Source organism: Metapseudomonas resinovorans (assembly GCF_002003485.1).
GTDB lineage: Bacteria > Pseudomonadota > Gammaproteobacteria > Pseudomonadales > Pseudomonadaceae > Metapseudomonas > Metapseudomonas resinovorans_D.
The window spans coordinates 25,376-50,111 of sequence record NZ_BDMA01000037.1; the positions used below are offsets into that span (position 1 = coordinate 25,376).

General features: G+C 59.6%; 24 protein-coding genes. 17 read left to right on the forward strand and 7 right to left on the reverse strand.

Annotated elements, in window-relative coordinates; genetic code table 11:
* Nucleotides 1–110: 110 nt before the first annotated feature.
* From MnOB_RS28820 to MnOB_RS11320, 14 genes are all read left to right on the forward strand, one after another.
* Complete coding sequence (locus MnOB_RS28820; RefSeq protein ID WP_158713795.1) at nucleotides 111–1,331, forward strand: O-antigen ligase family protein; 1,221 nt, start codon at nucleotides 111–113, stop codon at nucleotides 1,329–1,331.
* Between the two features lie 20 nt (nucleotides 1,332–1,351).
* Entirely contained in the window at nucleotides 1,352–2,545 is a 1,194-nt protein-coding gene (locus MnOB_RS11260; RefSeq protein WP_077524312.1) for a glycosyltransferase family 4 protein, read from the forward strand.
* On the forward strand, nucleotides 2,538–3,305 hold the full coding sequence (locus MnOB_RS11265; protein WP_077524313.1) for a WecB/TagA/CpsF family glycosyltransferase: 768 nt from the start codon (nucleotides 2,538–2,540) through the stop codon (nucleotides 3,303–3,305). The genes MnOB_RS11260 and MnOB_RS11265 overlap by 8 nt, the downstream gene beginning before the upstream one ends.
* Nucleotides 3,306–3,357: 52 nt before the next feature.
* Nucleotides 3,358–4,482: a GDP-mannose 4,6-dehydratase gene (gene gmd, locus MnOB_RS11270; RefSeq protein ID WP_077524314.1), complete on the forward strand. Its 1,125-nt coding sequence runs from the start codon at nucleotides 3,358–3,360 to the stop codon at nucleotides 4,480–4,482.
* A 2-nt stretch (nucleotides 4,483–4,484) separates the two neighbouring features.
* Nucleotides 4,485–5,459: a GDP-L-fucose synthase gene (fcl, locus tag MnOB_RS11275; protein ID WP_077524345.1), complete on the forward strand. Its 975-nt coding sequence runs from the start codon at nucleotides 4,485–4,487 to the stop codon at nucleotides 5,457–5,459.
* Between the two features lies 1 nt (nucleotide 5,460).
* A complete protein-coding gene (locus tag MnOB_RS11280; RefSeq protein WP_077524315.1) occupies nucleotides 5,461–5,928 on the forward strand; it encodes a GDP-mannose mannosyl hydrolase in 468 nt (155 codons plus the stop codon).
* 25 nt (nucleotides 5,929–5,953) lie between these two features.
* Nucleotides 5,954–7,363, forward strand: a complete 1,410-nt coding sequence (locus MnOB_RS11285) for a mannose-1-phosphate guanylyltransferase/mannose-6-phosphate isomerase (protein WP_077524316.1) — start codon at nucleotides 5,954–5,956, stop codon at nucleotides 7,361–7,363.
* Nucleotides 7,364–7,494: 131 nt separating this feature from the next.
* Entirely contained in the window at nucleotides 7,495–7,806 is a 312-nt protein-coding gene (locus tag MnOB_RS11290) for a hypothetical protein (RefSeq protein WP_107504063.1), read from the forward strand.
* A gap of 239 nt (nucleotides 7,807–8,045) precedes the next feature.
* The gene (locus tag MnOB_RS11295; protein ID WP_077524318.1) at nucleotides 8,046–9,152 is read left to right on the forward strand and encodes a polysaccharide biosynthesis/export family protein; all 1,107 of its coding nucleotides are present in this window, start codon (nucleotides 8,046–8,048) and stop codon (nucleotides 9,150–9,152) included.
* An 11-nt stretch (nucleotides 9,153–9,163) separates the two neighbouring features.
* On the forward strand, nucleotides 9,164–9,823 hold the full coding sequence (locus MnOB_RS11300) for a YjbF family lipoprotein (protein ID WP_077524319.1): 660 nt from the start codon (nucleotides 9,164–9,166) through the stop codon (nucleotides 9,821–9,823).
* A gap of 126 nt (nucleotides 9,824–9,949) precedes the next feature.
* On the forward strand, nucleotides 9,950–10,723 hold the full coding sequence (locus MnOB_RS11305; RefSeq protein WP_077524320.1) for a capsule biosynthesis GfcC family protein: 774 nt from the start codon (nucleotides 9,950–9,952) through the stop codon (nucleotides 10,721–10,723).
* Nucleotides 10,720–12,819 carry a YjbH domain-containing protein gene (locus MnOB_RS11310; RefSeq protein ID WP_077524321.1) on the forward strand — a complete coding sequence of 700 codons (2,100 nt, stop codon included), beginning with the start codon at nucleotides 10,720–10,722 and terminating at the stop codon, nucleotides 12,817–12,819. The genes MnOB_RS11305 and MnOB_RS11310 overlap by 4 nt, the downstream gene beginning before the upstream one ends.
* Nucleotides 12,816–13,211, forward strand: a complete 396-nt coding sequence (locus tag MnOB_RS11315) for a VanZ family protein (protein ID WP_077524322.1) — start codon at nucleotides 12,816–12,818, stop codon at nucleotides 13,209–13,211. Before MnOB_RS11310 ends, MnOB_RS11315 begins: the two co-directional genes overlap by 4 nt.
* 461 nt (nucleotides 13,212–13,672) lie before the next feature.
* On the forward strand, nucleotides 13,673–14,611 hold the full coding sequence (locus MnOB_RS11320; protein ID WP_077524323.1) for a class I SAM-dependent methyltransferase: 939 nt from the start codon (nucleotides 13,673–13,675) through the stop codon (nucleotides 14,609–14,611).
* A gap of 541 nt (nucleotides 14,612–15,152) precedes the next feature.
* On the opposite strand, the gene MnOB_RS11325 is transcribed toward MnOB_RS11320, so the two are convergent.
* From MnOB_RS11325 to MnOB_RS11355, 7 genes are all read right to left on the reverse strand, one after another.
* Entirely contained in the window at nucleotides 15,153–16,040 is an 888-nt protein-coding gene (locus tag MnOB_RS11325; protein ID WP_077524324.1) for a SphA family protein, read from the reverse strand.
* Between the two features lie 75 nt (nucleotides 16,041–16,115).
* Complete coding sequence (locus MnOB_RS11330; protein ID WP_077524325.1) at nucleotides 16,116–17,177, reverse strand: NADH:ubiquinone reductase (Na(+)-transporting) subunit F; 1,062 nt, start codon at nucleotides 17,175–17,177, stop codon at nucleotides 16,116–16,118.
* Between the two features lie 10 nt (nucleotides 17,178–17,187).
* Entirely contained in the window at nucleotides 17,188–17,547 is a 360-nt protein-coding gene (locus MnOB_RS11335) for a phenol hydroxylase subunit P4 (protein WP_077524326.1), read from the reverse strand.
* 57 nt (nucleotides 17,548–17,604) lie between these two features.
* Entirely contained in the window at nucleotides 17,605–19,131 is a 1,527-nt protein-coding gene (locus tag MnOB_RS11340; RefSeq protein ID WP_077524327.1) for an aromatic/alkene/methane monooxygenase hydroxylase/oxygenase subunit alpha, read from the reverse strand.
* Nucleotides 19,132–19,165: 34 nt separating this feature from the next.
* Complete coding sequence (locus tag MnOB_RS11345) at nucleotides 19,166–19,435, reverse strand: MmoB/DmpM family protein (RefSeq protein WP_077524328.1); 270 nt, start codon at nucleotides 19,433–19,435, stop codon at nucleotides 19,166–19,168.
* Nucleotides 19,432–20,427, reverse strand: a complete 996-nt coding sequence (locus MnOB_RS11350; RefSeq protein ID WP_077524329.1) for an aromatic/alkene monooxygenase hydroxylase subunit beta — start codon at nucleotides 20,425–20,427, stop codon at nucleotides 19,432–19,434. Before MnOB_RS11350 ends, MnOB_RS11345 begins: the two co-directional genes overlap by 4 nt.
* A gap of 54 nt (nucleotides 20,428–20,481) precedes the next feature.
* A complete protein-coding gene (locus MnOB_RS11355; protein WP_077524330.1) occupies nucleotides 20,482–20,739 on the reverse strand; it encodes a phenol hydroxylase subunit in 258 nt (85 codons plus the stop codon).
* Nucleotides 20,740–21,121: 382 nt separating this feature from the next.
* On the opposite strand from MnOB_RS11355, the gene MnOB_RS11360 reads away from it, so the two are divergent.
* From MnOB_RS11360 to MnOB_RS11370, 3 genes are all read left to right on the forward strand, one after another.
* Nucleotides 21,122–22,825: a sigma-54-dependent Fis family transcriptional regulator gene (locus tag MnOB_RS11360; protein ID WP_077524331.1), complete on the forward strand. Its 1,704-nt coding sequence runs from the start codon at nucleotides 21,122–21,124 to the stop codon at nucleotides 22,823–22,825.
* Nucleotides 22,826–22,915: 90 nt separating this feature from the next.
* The gene (locus MnOB_RS11365; RefSeq protein WP_077524332.1) at nucleotides 22,916–23,350 is read left to right on the forward strand and encodes a protein-tyrosine phosphatase family protein; all 435 of its coding nucleotides are present in this window, start codon (nucleotides 22,916–22,918) and stop codon (nucleotides 23,348–23,350) included.
* A 296-nt stretch (nucleotides 23,351–23,646) separates the two neighbouring features.
* On the forward strand, nucleotides 23,647–24,405 hold the full coding sequence (locus MnOB_RS11370) for a sulfite exporter TauE/SafE family protein (RefSeq protein ID WP_077524333.1): 759 nt from the start codon (nucleotides 23,647–23,649) through the stop codon (nucleotides 24,403–24,405).
* Nucleotides 24,406–24,736: the final 331 nt, after the last annotated feature.

Below are 24,736 nucleotides of genomic sequence, written 5' to 3' on the forward strand. Positions count from 1 at the left end.
CTTAACCCCCATCCATTACACCATCATTTTTGACAAAAAGTTTAAATCAATGATTTGAGGAGAATAAAAAATCCTCTCAAACACTCACTGGACATGAAACGTAAGAAGGCATGACAACTAGAAGCCAGGAATACCCACTCGCCCCCCCGAAGAGAAACGTTAACAAGGGTATTATTTTATTTTTCCTTTGCATATCTTTCGCGTCATTGCTCTACAGTTTATTTCCAGCATTAAATTACCTAAAGTACGCCACGCTCCCATGCTCTCTCCTAGTAATTTACTCGCAACTTTCAAATGGAAGGAATATATCCATACTCGGTTCTGGAGTCTCTAGAGCATTCTTGCTTTTATCAGTACTATCACTTTTTTCTATAATTTTCACCAGAAGCACATACACCGCAATAGATCTGTTCATTTATTTTTGCATTGCAGCATTCTCCATAAGCTGCAAAAACATACAAATACCCATCGAGAAATTTTTTTACTACTTCTGCCTATGCGCTACCCTTTGGGCTGCCGGCCAAATACTAACTCACGGACTAAGTTCCGTAACGCTCCAGGAAAAGACAAGTTACGTAAGCTCGTCGAGTTCAAGCTTAAAATTTAGCATCGCGTGCTATATTTTTAGCCTATTTTCCATATATTTCCTTTGGACAAAACAGAGACTCCTATTAGTAGCCGCACTTATTGGAGTAATATTCACATCCAAAAGAGCAGCATTCGTTGCGCTACTTGCAATATTTATAATTTATTTATCCCCCTTAAAATTTCAAAAACTTGTTTTCAATCGGCCGTTTGTTATTTCACTGAATCTAGCATGGCTATATTTTTCAATTTTCATCACCAGCGATCCCTTCTCAAACTTCACCCAAGAAAACTTCGGGCTTAGCGCAAATGCCTTGACCATGGGAAGAAGCGCGCTTTACCAAGCAGGCCTTGAACTAACCTCCTGGTCAAACTTAATTGTTGGAAGTGGGATCGGCAGCACCTACATACACCTATCGAGCATACTAGATTTCCAGAACTTTGAAGAAATCGAAAAGATATTGATACACAACGAGGTTTTGAGGCTATACATTGAAATTGGTCTGGCCCTATCATTATTAACCATAGCAACTATTTACCCGCCATCAAAAATGCTCAAAAACAAAGACCTAGAAGAGCATTACAAAATAACCTGTTCCTGCTTGCTGTTCCTTAATATCACACTTTTCTTTGATAACGTCCTCGTCTACTCATTAGTCTGGTATGTTTTAGTAATAATTTCAGAAACCACAAAAACAAATTCAGCATTTAGCGCCACGTTAATAAAATCACGAAAAACTTATTAGAATACAACCAAAAACTGAAAATGAAGATACTTTTATCCCACAACTACTATTCGTCTTTAGTTCCGTCCGGGGAGAACCAAGTATTCGAATGTGAAAGGGAATTAATCAAGAAAAATGGACACGATGTCCACTCTCTGACGCGCCACAGTGACGACATACGTGCTAAAGGCATAATTGGTACTTTTGTCGCAGCAATTCTTACCCCATGGAATCCGTTCGCCGCCCGCAAAACCTTGAAAAAAATCAAGGATACAAGTCCCGACATAATACACATCCACAACACATTCCCCTTGCTATCGCCATCCGTTTTCCATGCGGCAAAGAGAAAAGTTACGCGCGTCATTACGCTGCACAATTACCGAATTTACTGCCCTGCAGCTATTCCAATGAAAAATGGGAAGCCCTGCACCGACTGCCTTGACAAGCGATCCTCATTACCTTCACTGATACATGGGTGTTACAGAGAGAGTCGAGTTGCAACAGTACCACTTGCCCTGAGTGTTGGACTGCATCGCGCACTAAATACTTGGTCGAATCAAGTGGATGCTTTTATTGTCCTCAGTGACTTTCAGCGCAACCTAATGATTGACGCAGGCCTACCGGCACACAAAGTACACGTCAAGCCAAATTTCTATCCAGGAAATCCTGAAGTGGTAAATTGGCCCAATCGCAAACCTTATGTGGTATTTGCCGGACGACTAACTGCGGAGAAAGGAGTAGTCAATCTCTTACGTGCGTGGAAGAACTGGGGGGCGAACGCCCCCGAACTCAGATTAGTCGGCGGAGGAGCATTGCAACCAGAATTGGAAATAATGGCATCCGGTTTGCCCGTAAAATTCCTTGGTAAAGTTAGCTCCGAAGAAGCACAAGCACAGATAGCAAATGCACAACTACTAGTGCTGCCCTCTGAGTGTTTTGAAGGATTCCCAATGGTTGTACGTGAAGCTTTCGCATTCGGCACGCCGGTTGCAGTTTCTAACCTAGGCCCCCTTCCATCAATTGTCGAGAATGGCAAAAGCGGTATCGTCTTTGAACCTGCAAACCCTCAGTCGCTACTTCAGGAAGTTCGCAACGCGTGGGAAAACAAGGGTTATCTAGCCAAACTTGGAAGAAGTGCACGATTGGAATTTGAAAGCAAGTATACCGAAGAAGCTAACTACGCCACTTTGATGGATATATACCGGAAAGCTATCGAGGTTTCTCGCAATGAATAATCAACCACGTGCTGCCAATCGCGCTTTGGCTTCAGTTATTGGGGCGCCGATCGACTCTTTGGGCTGGAGAACGGCGCTCCAGCGAATTGAAGGCTGGGCGGCAGCACGGGAAAGCCGATACGTGTGCATCTGCAATGCCCATTCGGTGGTCACCGCCCGCAAGGACACAATCTTTGGAAAGGTGGTTCGCGAAGCCGACATGGCCACCCCCGACGGTGCTCCTGTGGCTTGGATGATGCGTCGCCTTGGCGTTGCTAGCCAAGAACGTATCAACGGGCCCGATCTGATGTGGCGCTATTGTGCCGAAGCGGCCCAGCGTGAAGAGTCCATATACTTGTATGGCGGTATGCCGAATACCTTGGAAATCCTTCAGAAGAAGCTACTTAGTGAGTTTCCGGGACTGAAGATCGCAGGGGCTTACTCCCCTCCCTATCGCCAGCTGACAGATGACGAAGATTCTGCAGTTATAAAAGCCATCAACGACTCTGGCGCTGGCACCGTTTGGGTCAGCCTTGGCTGCCCTAAACAGGAAAAATGGATGGCAGAGCACCGAGGACTAATTAATGCCGCAATGATTGGTGTTGGTGCTGCGTTCGATTATCACGCTGGCACCATAAAACGTGCGCCGCTATGGATGCAGCGCAATGGCCTGGAATGGCTTCATCGCCTGTGCAGCGAGCCACGACGCTTATGGAAGCGCTATCTCGTTACCAACACACTTTTCATTTTCTACGCGGGACGGCAACTCCTCAGCCGTTGAAACTAACAGCTCACTCCACATCCAATTTTTTCGATCTCATGAGTACCGATAGATGACCAAGAAGAAAGCCCTTATCACCGGCATCACCGGCCAGGATGGCTCTTACCTTGCGGAGTTTCTGCTGGAAAAGGGCTATGAAGTTCATGGCATCAAGCGCCGCGCATCTTCGTTCAATACCCAGCGCGTGGACCACATTTATCAAGACCCACATGTCGACAACCGTAACTTTGTTCTGCACTACGGCGATCTCACCGACTCTTCCAACCTTACCCGTATAATTCAAGAGGTTCAGCCGGACGAGGTCTACAACCTGGGCGCTCAATCTCACGTTGCAGTGAGCTTTGAAGCCCCCGAGTACACTGCTGATGTGGATGCCATGGGCACCTTGCGAATCCTGGAAGCCATTCGCCTACTGGGACTCGAGAAGAAAACTCGTTTCTATCAGGCCTCGACCTCTGAGCTTTACGGCCTGGTGCAGGAAATCCCCCAGAAAGAAACCACGCCTTTCTATCCCCGCTCGCCCTATGCAGTCGCAAAAATGTACGCCTACTGGATCACGGTGAACTACCGCGAAGCCTATGGCATGTATGCCTGTAACGGCATTCTGTTCAACCACGAGTCACCGCGTCGTGGCGAGACTTTCGTAACCCGCAAGATCACCCGTGGCTTGGCGAACATTGCCCAAGGCCTGGAGCAATGCCTGTACATGGGCAACATGGACGCCCTGCGTGACTGGGGACATGCGAAGGACTATGTGCGCATGCAGTGGATGATGCTGCAGCAGGAGCAGCCGGATGATTTCGTGATCGCTACCGGCGTGCAGTATTCCGTGCGCGAATTCATTCGCTGGTCGGCAGCCGAACTTGGCGTCTCCCTACGTTTCGAAGGTGAGGGTATTGACGAAATTGCCGTCGTCGAACGAATCGAAGGCAGCAGTGCCCCCGCACTTAATGTTGGCGACGTGATTGTTCGTGTTGATCCGCGTTACTTCCGCCCAGCTGAAGTGGAAACCTTGCTTGGCGACCCGACCAAGGCCAAGCAGAAGCTGGGGTGGATTCCAGAAATCACAGTTCAGGAAATGTGCGCCGAGATGGTCCTCGAAGACCTCAAGGTTGCCCAGCGACACGCCCTGCTCAAGCAGCACGGCCACGAAGTACCGGTTGCAGTGGAGAACTGATGATGGCGCGTGATCTTGATCAGACTGTCTTCGTTGCCGGGCATCGGGGCATGGTCGGTTCCGCAATCGTTCGCAAGCTGCAGTCTCTGGGCTACGGCCGTGTCATTACCGCAACTCGAGATGAGTTGAACCTGCTTGATCAGAAAGCTGTACAAGCCTTTTTTGCTGCACAACGAATCGATCAGGTCTACCTGGCTGCGGCAAAAGTAGGTGGCATTCATGCCAACAACACGTTTCCGGCTGAGTTCATCTACGAAAACTTGATGATCGAAGCCAACATCATCCATTCAGCGCATCAGGTGGGTGTACAGAAACTTCTGTTCCTGGGTTCATCGTGCATCTATCCCAAGCACGCCGAACAGCCCATGCGCGAAGAGGCGCTCCTCACCGGAGTTCTTGAGCCGACCAACGAACCCTATGCCATTGCCAAGATTGCGGGGATCAAGCTCTGCGAGAGCTACAACCGCCAGTATGGCTGTGACTACCGCAGCGTGATGCCGACCAATCTCTACGGGCCGAACGACAACTACCATCCGGAAAACAGCCATGTCATCCCGGCATTGCTGCGCCGCTTCCACGAAGCGACCCAGCGGGGCGATGAGGAGGTTGTCATCTGGGGTAGCGGCAAGCCGATGCGCGAGTTTCTGCATGTAGACGACATGGCGGCAGCTAGCGTCCATGTCATGGAATTGGACAACCCGGGCTACCAAGCCAATACGCAGCCGATGCTCTCGCATATCAACGTGGGGACCGGCGTGGATTGCACCATTCGGGAATTGGCAGAAGCCATTGCAAAAGTCACCAGTTTCGCTGGGCGTCTGACGTTTGATAGTTCCAAGCCAGATGGCACGCCCCGTAAGCTAATGGACGTTTCCAGATTGAACGCCTTGGGGTGGAAGGCGGGTATTCCACTTGAGGTAGGTTTGCAAAATGCTTACGCCTGGTTCGTCGAGCATCAGAGCAAGGCTCGGAGTTAAGGTGTTTCTCGACAACGACACATTTCGTTCGGTAATCAACAGCACGCCGCTGGTTTCTATTGATTTGATTCTCAAGGACTCGGAAGGAAACGCACTGCTTGGCCAGCGGCGCAATAGGCCGGCCATGGGGTACTGGTTCGTACCGGGAGGGCGCATTCTCAAGAATGAAGCGCTGGATGAAGCGTTCCGTCGCCTAACTAAGCTTGAACTAGGGCGGGAGTTCGAACGAAACAATGCACGTCCCATAGGCGTATATGAGCACTTCTATGATGACAGCGTTTTTGGAGAGGCCGGATATGGCCCTGATACCCACTATGTGGTTCTCGCCTATCAACTGACATTGCCGGGAATGGAAGTACTTGAGCTGCCGACCGCGCAGCATGGCGTCTATAGGTGGTGGCACCCCAGCGACGCTCGATTGAGTGCCGATGTCCACGAGAACACCCGCGTCTATTTTGATGCCATATAATACAGACCGACATAAGGACGCTTGTATGTTCTTTCCCGTAATCATGGCTGGGGGCTCCGGCTCCCGCCTTTGGCCGTTGTCCCGCCAGCTCAATCCGAAACAGTTCCTTCAACTGGCAGACGCTGACCTTTCAATGCTCCAAGCGACCATCAAGCGTCTCGAGGGTTTGGGTAGTGACCTTCCACTGCTCATTTGCAATGAGCAGCATCGTTTTCTGGCCGCAGAACAACTCAGGTTATTGGGCATGGATCAAGCCAAGATCCTGCTAGAGCCGATAGGCCGCAATACAGCCCCAGCTATCGCGCTGGCGGCACTGCAAGCATGCCAAGAGTCGGCTGATCCGATTTTACTCGTGCTGGCTGCGGACCATCTGATTCAGGATGTGCAGGCCTTTCAGGCCAGTATCCAAGCCGCTTTGTCTCTGGCTGAAGCCGGTAAGCTCGTCACCTTCGGCATCGTGCCCAGCCATCCGGAAACGGGCTACGGCTATATCGAGCGCGGGTGCAAAGTCGGTGACACTGGGTTTGCGGTCAGCCGCTTTGTCGAGAAGCCGAATCTTGCGACTGCACAGGACTACCTGGCCACCGGTAGTTACTACTGGAATAGCGGAATGTTCATGTTCCGGGCGAGCCGCTACCTGGAAGAGCTGCAGCAATTCCGTCCCGACATTCTGGCTGCCTGCCGCACGGCTTTGGCTGGGGGCTCCCAAGACCTGCACTTCACCCGAGTCGATACCGCTGCCTTTACTGCCTGCCCTGAGGATTCCATTGACTATGCGGTGATGGAAAAGACTCAGGATGCCGTGATGGTGCCTCTGGATGCCGGGTGGAGCGATATCGGCTCCTGGTCTGCGCTTTGGGACGTAAGCGAAAAGGATGCGCAAGGCAACGTCTTTAAAGGCGACGTGCTGGACCAAGGTTCACGGAACACTTATGTACATGCCGATAGCCGTTTGGTTGCCACTGTCGGCGTAGAAGACATTGTGATTGTCGAAACCAAGGACGCCGTGCTGGTTGCGCACAAGGACCGCGTACAGGACGTCAAGAAGGTGGTTGATCAGCTAAAGAGCGCTTCGCGCGAAGAGCACATCAACCACCGCGAGGTCTACCGGCCTTGGGGTATGTATGACTCCATCGATAATGGCCATCGCTACCAAGTGAAGCGGATTACGGTGCAGCCCGGCGCCAAGCTATCCGTGCAAATGCATCATCATCGGGCCGAGCATTGGATCGTCGTCAGCGGTACCGCCAAGGTCACCAATGGTGACAAGACGTACCTGGTGACCGAGAACCAATCCACCTACATACCGATCGGGCAGGTCCATGCGCTAGAAAACCCAGGCGTGATTCCACTTGAACTGATCGAAGTGCAATCCGGCTCGTATCTGGGCGAAGACGACATAGTTCGCTTTGATGACAGGTACGGCAGAGCCTGATCAAACATGTCTGAATAGGGCTCTCCGCCTTGTCTGGCGCCAGTTTCAGCTTGCAATACTGGCACTTTATCCATAACCTCCGACACCAACCGTTCCTTAGGGACATACACGCTCATAAAAGGAGCATGGACGTGAAAAAACTTCTGACTCTCGTTACTGCAGCCGCCTTCAGCACCTCGCTGATGGCCGCTGAGACCGCCACTCCTGCCAGCGCGGGCAAAGCTGCGGCCGGTACTCCTGGCGCCACTTCTGGTCTGACCCTGACCACCCCGATCGCGGGCGGCGTGACCCTGGGTACTGGCCTGGCGGTTGGCGCTGCTGCCATTGCAGCTGGCGTTGCTGCATCCAACAGCGGCGCTAGCAGTGGTAACGACAGCACCCCGGGCGCTGGCGGCACCACCGGTACCACTGGCACCACCGGCACTACCGGCACCACCAACTAAGCAATACGCTTGGTTGCTGCACCTTGAAACCTCCCAGCACCGCTGGGAGGTTTCGCATTGGGCCCTGTAACTTGCGGCCCCGGTTGATCGTCACAGTTCCCGACTGTTTGCGCACCTGCATGCAGCCTACCGACATGCCCATGTTGGCCCGGACATCAACGCCGTAACCCACACCCTGGATTCCGAGTCAGGCCCTGCCCTTTTGGCATCGCTTGGCCCCACGCACAAGATCACCCGACATGAATCGCGCACTCCCCCTGGCCATGCTGCTTGGCCTCACCCTGCAAGGCTGTATGTTCTCCCCTGGCCAGCACATGGATTCCGGCAATCTGGTGCGCGAGGGCTCCCCTGAAAGCAGCCGTATCGAGCTGGTGCCCATCACGCCGAAGCTGGTGGCCATCGAGTCCGCCATGAATGGCACCCAGGTAGCGCCTGAGCTGCTGAGCTTTCAGCCCGGCGAATACCGGATTGGCGCCGGCGACCTGATCTACATCACCGTATGGGACCATCCCGAACTCACCGCGCCCTCTGGCTCTCAACAGCAAATCGAGGCCAACGGCCGTCTGGTGCGCCCTGATGGCACGCTGTTCTATCCCTATGTGGGCAATGTCGAGGCCGCAGGCAAGACCATTGAAGAGCTGCGCTCGCTGATCGCCTCGCGCCTAACCAGCGTGGTGACCGAGCCGCAGGTGGACGTCAGCGTGCTGCGCTTTGCCAGCCAGAAGGTCATCCTCTCCGGTGCCTTTGACAAAACAGGCTCCGTACCGATTACCAATACGCCCCTTAGCCTACTGGATGCAGTTGGCCAAGGCAGCGTGCAAGTTGGCACGGCCGATATTGCCGGCCTGGTGCTCAAGCGCGATGGCCGCGAGTACGTGATCGACCTCGATACGCTGAACCGCAAGGATTCGGTTCTGCACAACATCTACCTGCGGGACGGAGACCAACTCCATCTGCCTTACAACGACAACAAGAAGGTCTATCTGCTAGGCGAGGTACTCAGCGCCCGCCCCCTGTTCTTCAAGGGCAGCAACATGAACCTGACGGATGCCCTTGGCAGCGTAGGCGGCCTGCGCCAGGAAACCTCCAGCGGCAAGGAGGTGTATGTGATCCGCGGTGTGGATGATCTGCAGCGGGACGTTGCCAAGGTCTACCAGCTCAACCTCAAGTCCCCGTCGGCCTTTATCGTGGCCGAGCACTTCAAGCTGCAGCCGCAGGATGTGGTGTATGTAGGCCCGGCAGATGTCACCCGCTGGAACCGTTTCATCAGCCAGGTGTTCCCATCCGCTAACCTGCTGCGCACCGGCTTCGCCATTCAGGATGACATGAGCGACAACAGCAACTGAGTGGTCATGACGTGAAGATTGCACGCCTGGCCTTGTTGCCGCTTGCCGTACTGCTGCTGACCGCTTGCAACCCGCTGATGCGGGCGAGTTGGGACACGCTCAAGGCCGCCACCCAGGGGCCGCAGCCCCTGGAGCTGACCCGAGAGCAGGTGGAGGCCGTTCCCTACTACCAGATCGTCATCACCGCCCCCACTGGGGAAGCGGTAATGGCCTTGGTGCGCCTGCAGGACGGCGTGCAGTTCTGGCTGGCCTCTACCCAGCAGGTACTGATGATGCAGGATGGCCTGGCCATCCGCTCCGTGGGGTTCAATGACAACCTCGACGGCACCCGCTTTGTCGGCGAGTCTCCCTTCCGCACCGGCCTGCACCGCATTGCGGATGGCTTGCGTGCCGAGCGGCAGGTGGATTTCGCTGGGCGTTACCAGATGGGTACCCGGCTGATCAGCCAATTCAAGAAGCAAGGGCTGGAGACGGTGCGCATCCTCGATCGTGACATTGAGTTGTTGCGTGTCGATGAGCACATCGAGATGCCCGAACTGGGTTACTCGGCCCGCAATCAGTACTGGGTGGACCCCGCTGATGGCTTCATCCTCGCCAGTGTCCAGCATGTAACCCCCGAGTTGCCCTTGCGCATTATTCAGGTTCGCCCGATGAGGCCGAACGCCCAATAGAAGCGAACGTGCCGGCGAAGGATTAACACCGATTCGTCAGCACGCACGCTTCTACGAGAGAGCTGTTGAACACCGCTGTTCGCGAGCGAGCTCGCTCCTACACGATATGGTCGAACCGATTTCACAATGAACTTCCCTCGTTCCTGGCTGCTGTTGTGCAGCGCTCTGTTTGCTTGTGCCGCAAGTGCTGCTCCAACCGTTACGGTTGAGGGTGATGCCGCCGAGCCCGGCCAGTACGCCATCACCCCGACGACACGCCTGCATGATGTGCTGCTGCCCGCCCAGGTCAGCCCTAAAGCCTATCTGCTAGGTGCCGCCTGGCTGCACCGCCCGCTGCGCGAGGAGCAGACACGCCTGAAACTGGGCGTGCTGTTCGATCTCGCCACCCTCGAGCGAAATGCACTGCTGGATAACCGCCCGGCCCTGGCTGAACTGGCCAGAAGCCTCACGGCCAAGGTCCAGGCGATGCCGGTAACCGGCCGTCGTGTGGCGGAACTAGACCCGGTGAAGGTGGAGCTCAACCACGAGCACAATCCCGAACTCAGCGCTGGCGATCGACTGATCTACCCGGCGCGCCCCGAGTATGTGCGAATTGAGGGCGCAGTCCTGGCCGAGTGCCAACTACCCTTCGTGCCCCTGCAAACGGCCAACGAGTACCTGGAAGCCTGCCCCCGGCATGCAGAAGCAGACCGGGATGAGCTCTTCGTGGCGCAACCCGATGGCCACGTGCAACGTCAGGGCATTGCACTGTGGAACCGGACCGACGCAGCTCCGCCACCCGCACCTGGCGCGCGCATCTATGTACCCGTACGTGGTGCAGGCCTGGGCGACCCGACGCCAGACCTGAATGCAGAGTTCGCAGCCTTCATCGCCACCCAGCCGCTGGAGGTGGCCCCGTGAAGCGCCACCTGCTCCCGTGCCTGCTGCTTGGCTGCGCAACCTGCGCCCAGGCTGAGCCCCGCTACACGCAGAATGACTTCGGCGGCGTGGGCCTGCTGCAAACCCCCACTGCACGCATGGCCCAGGCGGGCGAACTGTCGCTGAACGCCAACCGTACCGATCCCTACAGCCGCTATAGCGTGTCCTTCCAGCCCTTCGATTGGCTGGAGGGCAGCTTCCGCTATACCTCCATCAGCAACCGCAAATACGGCCCGGAATCACTCAGTGGCGACCAGAGCTACAAGGACAAGGCCATCGATGCCAAGTTGCGGCTGCTCGAAGAAAGCCATTGGTTGCCGCAAGTTGCAGTCGGCGGCCGAGACATTGGTGGTACAGGCCTGTTCTCCAGTGAGTACTTCGTGGGGAACAAACGCTTGGGTGACTTTGACCTGAGTTTGGGCCTGGCCTGGGGTTATCTCGGTAACCGTGGCGATATCGACAATCCCCTTGGCCTGCTGGACGACAAGTTCGATGACCGGCCGGCTCCAGATGGCAACGTTTCGAATGCGGGTGAATTCAACGGCAATAGTTACTTCCGCGGCAGCCCAGCCTTCTTCGGCGGAGTGAACTACCAGACACCCTGGGAGCCACTCTCGATCAAGCTGGAGTACGAAGGCAACGACTACCAGAAAGAGCCGCAGAACAACAACCAGGTGCAGGACTCCCCCATCAATCTGGGCCTGGTGTTCAAGGCCAGCGACTGGGTGGATCTGCACGCCGCCTGGGAGCGGGGCAACACCGCGATGTTCGGCATCACCCTGCACACCAACTTCGCCACCCGCAAGGCGCCGACCAAGAGCTTCGACCCGCCGGCCGAAAAGGTACAGGCCAGCATGCCCAAGGTAGCCCCGGAAGATGTGAAGTGGGCTGGGGTGGCCCAACGCCTGCGCAACAACGCTGGCTACCGGGTGGAGCGCATCACCCAGCGCGACTCCGAGCTGATCGTCTACGGCGAGCAGACCCGTTACTTCCACGCGCCGAAGGCCGTGGGCCGCGCCGCGCGCATTCTCGACAACAGCGTGAACGACGAGATCGACTGGTTCACCGTGGTCGACAGCCGCAATGGCATGGCGGTGCAAGAGATCAGCCTGCCCCGCGAAACGTTCCGCGAAGTCGCCCAGAAAGATCGTCCGGTGGAGGACCTCCGTCGGGTCACAGAGCAGAACGCACCCGTGCCCCACCAAGAGAAGGAGCTGTTCGCTCAGGAGCTTTCGCCCTTCACCTACGGCCTGGGCCTGGGCTACAAGCAGAACGTCGGCGGCCCCGATGGCTTCCTGCTCTATCAGTTCACCGCGGATTTGAACGCCGAATACCGCTTCCAGCGTGACCTTTGGTGGAACGGCACGCTCAGCGCGAACCTGGTGAACAACTTCGACAAGTTCAAGTACGACGCGCCGAGCAACCTGCCGCGCGTGCGCACTCACCTGCGCGAGTACATGACCACCTCCGACATAACCATGCCCACCTTCCAGCTCAACAAGGTGCGACAGCTGGACGAAGACCTCTACGGCATGGCCTACGGCGGCTACCTGGAGACCATGTTCGCGGGTGTGGGCGGAGAGCTTCTCTATCGCCCGATGGGTGAGCGCTGGGCCATTGGCGGCAACTGGAACTGGGTGCAACAACGTGATTTCGAGCAGGATTTCGGCCTGCGTGACTACAACGTGATGACTGGCCATGTGACTGGCTACTACCGCCTGCCCTTCGAGGACATTCTCGCCGCCGTCAGCGTTGGCCGTTACCTGGCCCGCGACTACGGCGTGACCTTCGACCTGTCCCGCGAATTCCGCAACGGGGTGCGCTTCGGCGCCTGGGCGACCTTCACCAACGTCACCAAGGAAGAATACGGCGAAGGTAGCTTCGGCAAGGGTATCTACTTCTCCATTCCCTTCGACGAGCTGATGGCCAGCTCCACCATGCGCCGGGCCAACCTGGTGTGGTCGCCGCTGACCCGTGACGGTGGCGCTTCGCTGGGCCGCAGCTACTCGCTCTACACCCTGACCGAAGGGCGCAACATTGATATGTTCCACAGCAACTTCGACAAGGTGGTGGAATGACGGACACACGGATCACCTGGCTGGCGCGGATTGCCTTCGGCCTTGTGCTGCTGGTGATCCTGGTAGCCGGGTTGAGCAGCGACCCGGTGCCCGAAGCCTTCGATAACCAGGACAAGCTGCACCACTGGGCGGGGTTTGCCTGCCTGACCCTGAGCGCCTGGCTCGCCTTTCCCCGCACCCGGCTGGTGTGGCTGTTCATTTGGCCCTTGCTGGTTTCAGTGGGCATCGAACTGGGGCAGGAGCTGTTGCCGTTGCGTACGGCCTCCTGGGCCGACATCGCCGCCAATGTGCTGGGGGTGCTGAGCGGAATCCTGTTCGCACTGCTGCTGCGCAGGTTCAGGCCGATGGATCAGACTGACCACCCCGGCAAGCCTGGGGCGGATGCCCTTTAACCGCTCCAGCAATCACATTCATCCAGATCTCGGCGTCACGGTTCAGCCCCCCGGGCAGAAAGCCTGAACCATCCACCCCTCACGCATCCCTAATCCTTTGAACCCTGCTTTTCCACAAGGAATGGCCTGGCCATTCAAAGGAGAACATCATGCGTTCCGTCCTGCTCTGGCTTATCGGGATCCCCATCCCGATCATCATCCTGATCGCACTGTTCTGGTAACGAGCTTCCACGCCACCCGGGTGTCACGACCCGGGTGTGCGGTCCCTTCTTCGTAACGTGAACTTCAACTTCATGCGCCGTCGATGGCCCGAAGCCTTGCGCTCTTCCGGTACGTCCATCCCCGCCTCACATCCCCACTGAACACGCATACCGGCGAAGTGCCGCCCGCCTGGCCACGCAAACCTGACGGAATGCTCGGGTTAGAATGCCGCCCCCGCTCATTCCCGAACCGCCCCTGCCATGAACCTTGACGCTATCGCCACCCTCGAACAGCAACTGATCACTGCGCTAGAGAACCTGCCGGACGAAATCCGCCGCATCTTCCACGGCCGTGGACGGCGTTGGGCGGGGTTGGAGCAGGTCACCGTCGACTGGTTGCAGGGCGTGGTGCTGGTGTCGCTGTTCCGCGAAGTGGGGGAAGACGAGTTGGCTGCATTGCGGGCCATGTTGCTTCGCCTCACCGAGTCGCCGGCCTGGCAACGCAGCGGCGCCAGCACGCTGCTGATGCAGCATCGCTATCTGCTGGAGAGCACGGTCGAACTGCTCTGGGGCGAGGCGGTGGATGAATGTGTGGTCAGCGAGGCGGGCCTGCGCTTCAAGCTGGACCTGGGCAGGAAGCAGAACAACGGCCTGTTCCTCGATATGCGTTACGGCCGCGACTGGGTCCGCGCCAATGCGCAGGGCAAGCGGGTGCTGAATCTCTTCGCCTACACCTGCGGCTTCTCGGTAGCCGCTATCGAGGGTGGCGCGGAGCATGTGGTGAACCTGGACATGGCCAGTTCGGCGTTGAGCCGGGGGCGGGACAACCATCGGCTAAATGGACATGACCTCAGCCGTGTGAGCTTCCTCGGCCATGAATTGTTCAAGTCCTGGGGCAAGGTGAAGAAGACCGGGCCGTACGACCTGGTGATCATCGATCCGCCCTCCTTCCAGAAGGGCAGCTTCGCCCTTACCCGCGACTACCAGAAGATCCTGCGCCGCCTGCCGGAGTTGCTGACCGAGGACGGGGTGGTGCTGGCCTGTGTGAATGATCCTGCCATTGGGCCGGACTTCCTCATCCAGGGCATGCGGGCCGAAGCGCCGGAATTGCGGTTTGTGGAGCGGCTGGAGAATCCGCCGGAGTTTGCGGATATCGATGAGGATGCGGGGTTGAAGGCGTTGGTGTTTAGGCGGGGGTAATTGAATACCGCGCGGAGCACGACCTCCCTCTCCCCCGGCCCCTCTCCCGCAAGCGGTAGAGGGGTGACTCGCGCCGGTGGCATCGGAGTTTGCCGGTGGGCATGGTGTTGGGCTTCGCTGCGCTCTGCGCCAACCTACGAACCGGCATGGACGCGATCTGATACCGCACGGGGCTTCGCGTCCCTCACCCCAACCCCGCTCTGCGCCCCAGCCTGATCGCTTCGCGCTCAGGCGTTCATCGGCACCGGAAGCAGTGCTTCCGAAAGCGTGCCTCTTCACCCCAGAGGGAGAGGGGGCAGTTTGTGCCAGCCGGGTAGTCCTCCGCTTTTCCTGTAGGGGCGAATTCATTCGCCAAGCAGGGCGCAGCCGTGCCGTAGGTTGGTCCGAGGAACGAGGCCCAACAATTCAGTGCGTAGGGTGGATAACGCTCTTTTTATCCACCATCGGAGCTGGTGCGAACTCCGCTTTGGTGGACGAAAAAAGCGTCGTCCACCCTACGGGGCGAATTCATTCGCCAAGCAGGCCGCAGGCCTGCCCCGATCTAGAACGGCACCGTCAGCTTCAGCCAGTAGGCATCGCCTTCCGCGCGGTTGCGCACCTGGGTTTCCTGTTCCCATTTGGCGGTGAGGAACCAGCCGTCCTTGTTGCTGTACATGATCGACGGGCCGATGGAGAAGGCGCGGCCTTTGTTGTCGTCGATGCGGTCGCCGTCCTGGCGGTCGTCGGTGGTCTGGCGGTAGTAGTAGCCGCCCACGCCCAGCACCCAGCCATTTCCGAGGCCCCAGCCGACGGCATAGTCGAAGTGGAATTCCTGGCCGGAGCGGTAGTCGGTGGCAGGGTTTTCCTGGTTGAAGTCGTACATCAGCTTCACGCTGGCGTTGAGGCCGGCGGGGTCGATGTAGGAGATCGCCCAAACCGGCTCCACGGTCCAGTAGTTGCGGCCGATGTTGGCCAGGTCGCCGCGATCGTATTCGCCCGAAGGTGCGATGAAGTCCAGGGCGAAGATGCTGTGCAGCTTGTCGCTGTGATGAAAGCCCAGGGCCGGGCCGAAGATGATGTCGCCCAGCCCCTTCTTGTGCTGGGACTGGCCGTTCACGTCGACCTTCAGGTCCACGAATGGGAACAACGCGGCGAAGGCCAGGTTGCCGCCGAACAACTGCTGCTCGGAAACCCAGATCAAGCGTGGCGCGATGACGCTGGCACGCACGCGGAAGTCCACCGGCAGGCTGTCGCCATCATTGCCGCGCAAGGTGTCGGCATCGTAGTGGGTGGAGAACACCTGGCCGTAGAAACCGGGTGGCGGCATGGCGCCGGACATGTAGTTCTCGGCGCCCATCGGGTAGGTGGAACCGCCGCCTTCGGTGGCGTGAGCCACCTGGCCCAGGGCGGCGAGGATGCAGCAGGAAAGGACACGCAATTTGGCACTCATCAGCAATACCTTCTTGTTTTTATGGGCGTGAGCCGCCGTCCGTGCACAAGGCGCGGAGCGGCGGATGAAGCTGGGTCAGATGCGTTTGAACAGGGCTGAGCGGGTGCTCTCTCCCGCGCCGTCGGCAGCGGTGAGGAAGCGCTCCATGAAGATGTCGCGCTCGAACAGCCGACCTTGCATCAAGGCGGTGATGGCGGCGTCGATCATCGGCGGCGGGCCACAGAGGTAGGCCTTGTTGCCGGTGAAGCGACCGTCGAAGTGTTTCTTCGCGGCGTCATGCACGTAGCCGCGGAAGCCGGTCCACTCGGTATCCTCGGCAGCCTGGCTGAGGGACGGCACGTAGGTGAAGTTCTCGTGCTCTTCGGCCAGGCGCTCGAAGAGTTCGCGGTTGTAGAGCTCGGCACGGGTGCGGGCGCCCTGGAACAGCGTCATGCGCCGCGTGTCCCCCTGCTCCAGCAGGTCGAGGATCATCGATTGCGGGCTGGACAGCCCCGAGCCGCCGGCGATGAAGATCAGGTCGCCGGCCTGCGACCCGCGCACGAAGAACTGGCCATAGGGACCGGAGAGTTCGAGCGTATCGCCCACCTTCAGCCCGTCATGGATGAACCCGGTGGCCTGGCCGCCCTCCACCAGGCGCACGTGCAGTTCCACCTCGTCGGCACGGCTCGGTGGGTTGGCCAGTGAGAAGGCGCGCGTGCCGTCGATGCCGGGGATCTGCAGGTTGATGTACTGCCCGGCTTGGAACGCCATGGGGCGATCCAGTTTCAGGCGCAGGCCCTTGATGGTGGGCGAGAGGTCGTCCAGCGCGATTACCGTCGCGCGGTAGTCCTGCACGGCGTGGCCGGCGAAATCCGGGTCGACGTCGATGTCGGCCTCGATCACCAGGTCGCTCTGGGGAATGGCGCAGCACGCCAGCACCTTGCCTTCGTCGCGCTCCATGTCCATCAGGGCGAAGGGCGAAGCGGCACCGATGTCCACCTCCCCTTCCAGCACCTGCAACTTGCAGGTCGCGCAGGTGCCGTGGCCGCAGGCGAAAGGCAGCCAGACGCCCTGGCGCAGGGCGGCCTGGAGGATGGTCTGGCCTTCTTCGACTTCGATCTGCTCGCCAGTGGGTTCGATGGTGACCTGGTAACTCATGGCGACCTCCTCAGTTGAAGCTGCCGTTGAGGCCATCCAGGCCAGGGGTGGAAAGGTGCAGCAGGCTCTTGTGGCCGATGCCGTTGGCGGCCAGTCCGGCCTTCAGGTCAGGCTGGAAGTCGGCGTCATCGAGGCGCCAGAGGGCCTTGGCGAAATCCACCTTCGCCGCATCCGGGTGCGCCGCGATGGACGGTTTGACCACCTGTTCGATGAAGTCACCAAAGAGCATGTCCGGCGGCAGTGGCAGCGTGAAAGGGGCGCAGAACATCAGGTGGCGTTCCCAGCAGAGGTACACCAGTTGCAGGCCGTTGAAGTTTTCCTGGCGGTCCAGGGATTGCGCCGCATAGGCGCCGATGGCAGTCACGGGCATGACGCTGTCCTTCTTGTAATGGGGGAGTTGGCGGGCGCGTGGCACCCGCCACGGGGCTCAGCCGGCCTTGGGGAGGTCGGCGGGCTTGTCGCCCTGCCACTCTCGCCAGCGCTGATGCTCCGGCGAGTCCTGGTAGTCGAAGTTGTCCTGGCCGAAGGCGATGTTGTAGTAGTCGCGCACCACCGCCTCGACATCGGCGCCGCCGCAGTTGCCCTGGAGAATCTGGTGCACCGGTAGCCAGGCCTGGACGTACTTCTCCGGCTCGTACTGGAAGATGTCGCAGCAGCCATCGGAGCAGAAATGGAAGCGCTCGCCGCCGTGCACCACGCTGCGGTGGCTCAAGGTCGTATCCGCATCCGGCTCGGTGAAGGACAACGGGATCTGGCAGATCTGGCAGAGCATCGGCAGCGTGTTGTTGTAGAAGCGCTCGCCGCGTGCCTGCATCTCGCGCCACTGCTCGTAGCGGGGACGGTAGATGCGGTCGAAGGTGTCCGGGTACTTGGCCGAGAGCCAGTCCAGTTCCTCGTCCGTGGGAATCCAGGTGTGGAAGTTGGTGGCCTGGCTGTACTGGTAGAAGATCGACCAGGCCTGGTGGCTGATGTGCTCCTTGCCGATGGTGGTCTGCTCGACGTATTTCGGCGGGCGGATGCCGTAGCGCTCCAGGTCCTTGAACAGCGCGCCACCAGCCTGCTCGTAGTACACCTCCCAGGCCTCGGCCCAGGACATGACTTTGTTCGGCAGCATGTAGTCCATCATCATCCCCACCAGCGTCAGCAGGCGGTAACCGCGCCAGAACCACTTGTCGATCCAGCGCTGGATGATCGGCACGTTGTCCTCGTGCTGCTCCAGCAGGAACTTGATCACTTCCAGGCCGAGGGTCATGTGCCGGGCCTCGTCGGACTGGGCCGAGAAACCGAAGGTGACGGTGGCCATGTCGCCGTTGTAGGCGGCACCGGACATGAAGGGAACGAACAGCAGGTTCGTCAGCACGTACTCGAACGAGAACGAGATGGCCGTGAGGAACTCGAACGGGCCGGCGGTGCGTGCGTCTTCGAAGAAGGACTTGGGCACCGAGAGGAACCACACCCGGTCGTGCATGTGGGCGAAGTCATGCAGGCCGTTGAAGTGCTTGTTGTAGTGGCTCATGGCGTGGATCTGGGTCTGCACGTGGCGCAGTTCGTCGATCGCCTGCATCTGGCAGGCGACCCGTGCGCCCGCGCCACCGAAGTGCCGGCCGACGCGGGCGAAGCCCTGGTAGGCCTGGTACTCCAGCGGGGTCACGCCGCAGAGGAACAGCTTCAGCGCGTTGACGTAGCGCGCGTCGGACAGGTTGGTATGGCCGTTGTTCTGGGAGAAGGCGTCGAAGATGGCGTAGAGCTTCTTCTCCTTCTCGGCCTGGTATTTCCAGTAGGCATCCATGGTCAGGCGGAAGGGGTCCTCCCACTTGTCCCAGTCGGTGATCTTGATACCCTCGAAGCGCTCGTATGGGTAGATGTCGTCCTTGCTCTGGTAGCTCGGCTCCCAGGCCAGGTCGCGGGTCAGGCAGCGGTACTTGTCTTTCTGGTTCAGGCGTTTGGCGGCCATGGTGGCTCTCCCGATTCTTGTCGTTGTACGCGGGTCAGTTCCAGTGCAGGGCGAAGCGGTCTTCGTCTTCCTCGACGTTGCCGCCGAGGGTGATGACGTCGATGAGCATTTCCTGCACGTCCCACTCGCGACCGAGCTTTTCCTCCACCGTGGCGCGGTTGATCTCCAGGCGCTGTTCGGCCTGGACACGGATCATGGCCGGCTGGTGCTGGATCTCGGCGTGGGGGTTGTCCTGGACGATGGCCTCGACTATGTAGCGAGCGTTGTCGTTGTCCTGGAAGGCGATGTAGACGAGGGAGGTCATTGCGCGGCTCCTGCAAGGCCGAGTTTCTTCAGACGGGCGGCGAACTCGCCGGCCACGGTGTCGAGGGCAACGCTACCAGGGCCGATGTCAGCCAATGGCGCCAGGGCTTCCAGGGCACGGGCCTGCCACTGGCCGACCCAGCCTTCGACGAGCGCGCGGTTCTCGGCGCTCTCGGCAACGACCGTTTTCACCAGGGCATCGACCCAGCGTTGGGTCTCGGCGAACCACAGGCGCATGAACTCGGTGAGCATTCCCACCTGACCGGCACCCCGGGCGCAGAGCTGCTCGTCGAACTTGTGGAACATGAGCGGGTAGAGCAGGCCGTCGCTGACCAGGTTCTGCGCCAGGTTCAGCTCGAACCAGTCACGCACCACCAGCGTGTCTTCCACGTAGCGACGCAGGCCCTGCCAGGCCGGGTCCTGCAGCCATTGCTGCTTGGCCTCGGCGAGCAGGTCGGTGCCGCCGTCGTCGAGCATCAGGCCGATGCGCGACAGGTATTGGGCGATGCCGAGACGGTCCATGGCATGGAACATGTGCAGTTGGGTCAGGCTGGTGCCGAAACCGTCGGCGGCGATGCCGCTGTTGTTCATGTTGGCGCCGAGTTCGGCGTGGCGCAGGGGCAACAGCAGGCGGGCGATCTGCTCGCGGCTGGCGGCATCGATACTGGCCAGCAGGTTGCGCTTCTCGCAGAAGGCGTAATCGTGCTCGGCGTTCTCCTGCATCCTGGCGCGGGTCTGCACGTAGGCGCCGTAGTAGAACTGGCGCGGGTCGCTGACGGCGTACCAGTCGGCCATGCGAATGGCGGTGCGGGTGGCGTCGTTGAGCAGCTTGTCCGGCTGCCACAGTGGGCGGTAGTGGAAGTTGGTGGCCGCCTCGATGTCGAAGCTGGCTTCCTGGTAGCGGCTGGCAGGCTTGTCGCCGAAGCGCCGGCGAGTGTGGCTGAAGGTCTGGCGGATCGGCTCGGCCGTTGCCGTCTTGATCTCGATGCTCATGCAGGGCGTCCTGTACTTGTTGTTGTGGGGAGTCGACGCGTCGTGGTCAGGCCATCAGTCGACCTGATCGCGGCTCTCGCCGTAGCGCCACTTCTCCATGTCGGCGTCGATGGCTGCGGCCATCTCCGCATCCATGTGCTGAACCCGGTTCTGCTCGCAGAAGCTGGTGAAGGCGGCGCGCGGCAGAACCAGCTCGACGAAGAGGTCGGGATAGCCGATGGCGAAGTCGAACTCGACGAAGACGGCGTCGGGCTCGCTGCGCACCCGGACGTAACGCGGCAGTTGATCGAAGCGGGTCTGTTGCTGGCTCATGCAAGGCAACTCCATGGGCGGGTTGCCAGGGCTAGAGCAACGCCTGTGCCAGGGGCTGGAATTCCCCTGACAAACAGGCGTAAGCCTTTGTTCTTGCGTGTTTTTTGTGGAAACCAACTAAGACAGGAAGCCACGCGAACAAGGGAATCTGCTTGAAGGCTTTTCACCATTTGCTCAATCGCCGGAGTGCACTTGAGCAAATCACCAATCCGCATTACCCCGCTCTCGACGGCGATTGACATTTCACTGGCTTTCAGGCCGCTTAGAAAAAAGAGCGCGGCCCTCCTTGCGTCCATCAGCCGCCCTGTCGAACCGTCCAGACCGCCCGCCTGAGCGGTGGTTCGCCACCTCCCCGTACAAGAACAATCTGGGGTGCAACACGATGAAAGTTGATTACAAGGCGTCGGAGCACAGCCCAACGCTGAAAGACCTGACCGACCGGGTCCATTTCCTCGGCAACGAGGGCAAGATCTGGCTCGACGAGCAGCGCATGCTCTTGCTCCAGTCCGCCGCCATGGGCTCGTTCCGACGCGAGCTGGTGGACATGCTTGGCGAAGAACGCGCCAAGGGATTTTTCCTGCGCCTGGGTTACCAGTCCGGCCTGAAGGACGCCGAACTGGCGCGCAAGCTGCGCCCCGATGCCGACGCGGTGGAGATGTTCCTCACCGGCCCACAGCTGCACTCGCTGAAAGGCATGGTCAAGGTCAATCCGCTGGAGATGAACATCGACATCGAGAACGGCCAGTTCTACGCCGACCTCGAATGGCAGAACTCCTACGAGGTGGAGAACTGCCGCGCCGAAGGCATGTCATCCGACCAGCCGGTTTGCTGGACCCTGCTCGGCTACGCCATCAGCTACTCGTCGTTCTTCCTCGGTCGCCAGGTGCTCTACAAGGAGGTCAGCTGCCGCGGCTGCGGCGACTCGCGCTGTCGCATCATCGGCAAGCCGGTGGAGGAATGGGAGGACGCCGAGGCGTTCATGCGCTACTTCCAGTGCGACCCCATCATCGAAGAACTCCAGGCCTTGCAGGTGCAGGTCGCCAACATGCGCCAGCGCCTGCAGCAGGATGCCGGTCAGTACTACGGCATCGGCAAGGCGCCGCTCTATCGCAAGGCGTGCACGCTGATCGACAAGGCCGCGCCAGGCAAGGCTTCGGTCCTGCTGCTGGGCGACACGGGCGTCGGCAAGGAAGTCATGGCGCGCTCGCTGCATCTACGCAGCGAACGCGCCAGCGGCCCCTTCGTGGCCCTGAACTGCGCCGCCATCCCGCCGGACCTGATCGAGGCCGAGCTGTTCGGTGTCGAGCGCGGTGCCTACACCGGCGCCCAGCAGTCACGCATGGGCCGTTTCGAGCGCGCCAATGGCGGCACCCTGTTCCTCGACGAGGTGGTGGAACTCACGCCTCGTGCCCAGGCCAGCCTGTTGCGGGTGTTGCAGGAGGAAGAGCTGGAACGGGTGGGTGACTCGCAGACACGCAAAGTGGATGTGCGCGTGATCGCCGCCACCCACGAGGACCTGGCCAAGGCCGTGAAGGAAGGCCGTTTCCGCGCCGACCTCTACTACCGGCTGAACGTCTATCCGGTATTCATTCCCTCGCTGCGCGAACGCAAGGAAGACATCCCGTTGCTGGTGGAACACTTCCTCGCACGCCTGCACACCGCGTACGGCAAGACTACCCTGGGGCTTTCCGACCGGGCCCTGGAAGCCTGCATGCGCTACGACTGGCCGGGCAATATCCGCGAACTGGAGAACCTCATCGAGCGTGGCGTGATCATCACCGACGCCAACCAGAGCATCAGCGCGGATGCGCTCTTCCCGCATCTCTCCCACGAGGCCCATAGTATTGGCCTCTCCAGTGACGGGGCGCTGGTGGAAGCGACGCCGAGTGTCGAGCCCGACTGGGTGGAGCGCCTGATCGACAGCGGTGTCAGCCTGGACACGGTCGAGGAGGCGCTGATGCAGGGGGCGATGAAGCGCGCCCAGAACAATGTCTCGGAAGCCGCACGCCTGCTGGGCATGACTCGACCGGCGCTCGCCTACCGTTTGAAGAAGCTGCCGACGGAGGATGCCGCGGGCCAGCGTTGAAGTGCGCGCTGGGCTTTTCCATGGCAAAGCCGGAAGCATCCACTAGAGTTCCAGCATTGCTCGATGTTCGCTCCGCCCAAGGAGGGCTCCATGCGTCTGACCTGTGCCGCTGTTTCTTTGTTGCTGCTCGCCGGTTGCTCGTCCTACCGGGCCGAGCCGGAACACATCGTCCCGGTTCCGGCCGACCGTTTGCTGGCGTTCCAGCAGCCGATAGAGGGTGGTGGGCAGATCGTGGTGAACCGCGACATGGGCGGGTTGGGCAGCGGCTGCTATATCGCCGTGCATGTGGATCGCCAGTTGGCGGCGCGCATCGGCATAGGCGAGGTTGCCAGCTTCCAGGTGCCGCCGGGTGACCGGATCGTCGGCATCGGCATCGACGAAACCGACGACACGCTCTGCTCCAAGGGCCGGCTGCGTCGTGAGAAGGCCGCCCACGTGGAGGTCGGACAAAGCGAACATTTCCGTATTGTCAGCGACAACCGTGAAGGTTTCGCCCTGCTGGCGGACGACCCGAAGGCACAATGAAAGAGGCCGGAAGCGGGACGACTGAACCCGATTCCGGCCTGACGCTAACGCGTGGATCTCTGCCTTGTCACCTTCCGCAGTTACTGCCCGGGAAGGCTTGTGGAGTGGGCTTCCTTTCGCTTACCGCCCCCGCCCCATACGAGTTATTGAAAGCATACTGCTACCGCGAAAACGCGCATCTCCATTTATCAGCGATTCGGCTCACTGGTCGGCGGCCAAATAGGCGGTCGACCGTTCGCCCGTCCTTTGCCACCGTTCACTCCCGGGGGTAACCTGCCGGCTTTTTGTGCGCGAACATGAGCCTCCACGATTTCTTCCTGCTATTGGTCGCCGGCTTCGCCGCCGGGGGCATGAATGCCCTTGCCGGCGGCGGTACGTTTTTCTCCTTCCCCGCCCTGCTCGCGGCCGGCCTGCCACCCGTCACCGCCAACGCCACCAACGCCGTGGCCCTGTGGCCCGCCAGCCTCGCCGCCAGTTGGGCAGCGCGCGAGCAACTGCGCCCCCTGGGGCGTTACGTGGTGCCACTGGTGCTGGTGTCGCTCCTGGGTGGGCTGGGCGGCGGCCTCCTGTTGTTGGCCGGTGGCGACGAAAACTTTCGCCGGCTGATTCCCTGGCTGCTGCTGGTTGCCACCCTGCTGTTCGCTGCCAGCCCCTGGTTGAGCAGGCTGATCAACCGCCAACGCAGCGCGGGTGAGCTGCCGCCCCACGGACTCGCCAGCCACCTGTCCCACAGCCTTGTGGCCATCTACGGCGGCTACTTCGGCGCGGGCATGGGCATCCTGCAACTGGCAGCCTTTTCCATCGAAGGCCATCCGCTGTTGCGCGCCAATGCGTTGAAGAACCTGCTGTCGAGCACGATCTACAGCGTGGCGGTGGTGACCTTCGTGGCGGCTGGCAGGGTGAGCTGGAGCGAGCTGGCGGTACTGCTGGGCGCGGCCAGTTGCCGCGGCTACTGCGGCGGTGCGCTGGCGCGGAAACTGCCGACCCGATGGTTGCGCTGGCTGGTGATCGCGGTGGGCACGGGGATGACGACTTACTACTTCGTCGCCGCCTGATTCGGCCCTGGCGGGCGCGGCTGCTTTTGTAGGATGGGTCGGGCGGCGTTCCGCGAGCTTGCGATACCCATCGATGTCGTCGTGATGGGTATCGCTCCGCTCCACCACATCCTACGGGCGGTGAGCTTCAGCCAACGCTGACCTCCGATGGTGGGCTGCCGACCCGATGGCTACGCTGGCTGGTGATTGCGGTGGGGACGGGGATGACGGTGTATTACTTCGCCACCACCTGATCCGGCCCTGGCAGGCGCGGCTGCTTTTGTAGGATGGGTCGGGCGGCGTTCCGCGAGCTTGCGATACCCATCGATGACGTCGTGATGGGTATCGCTCC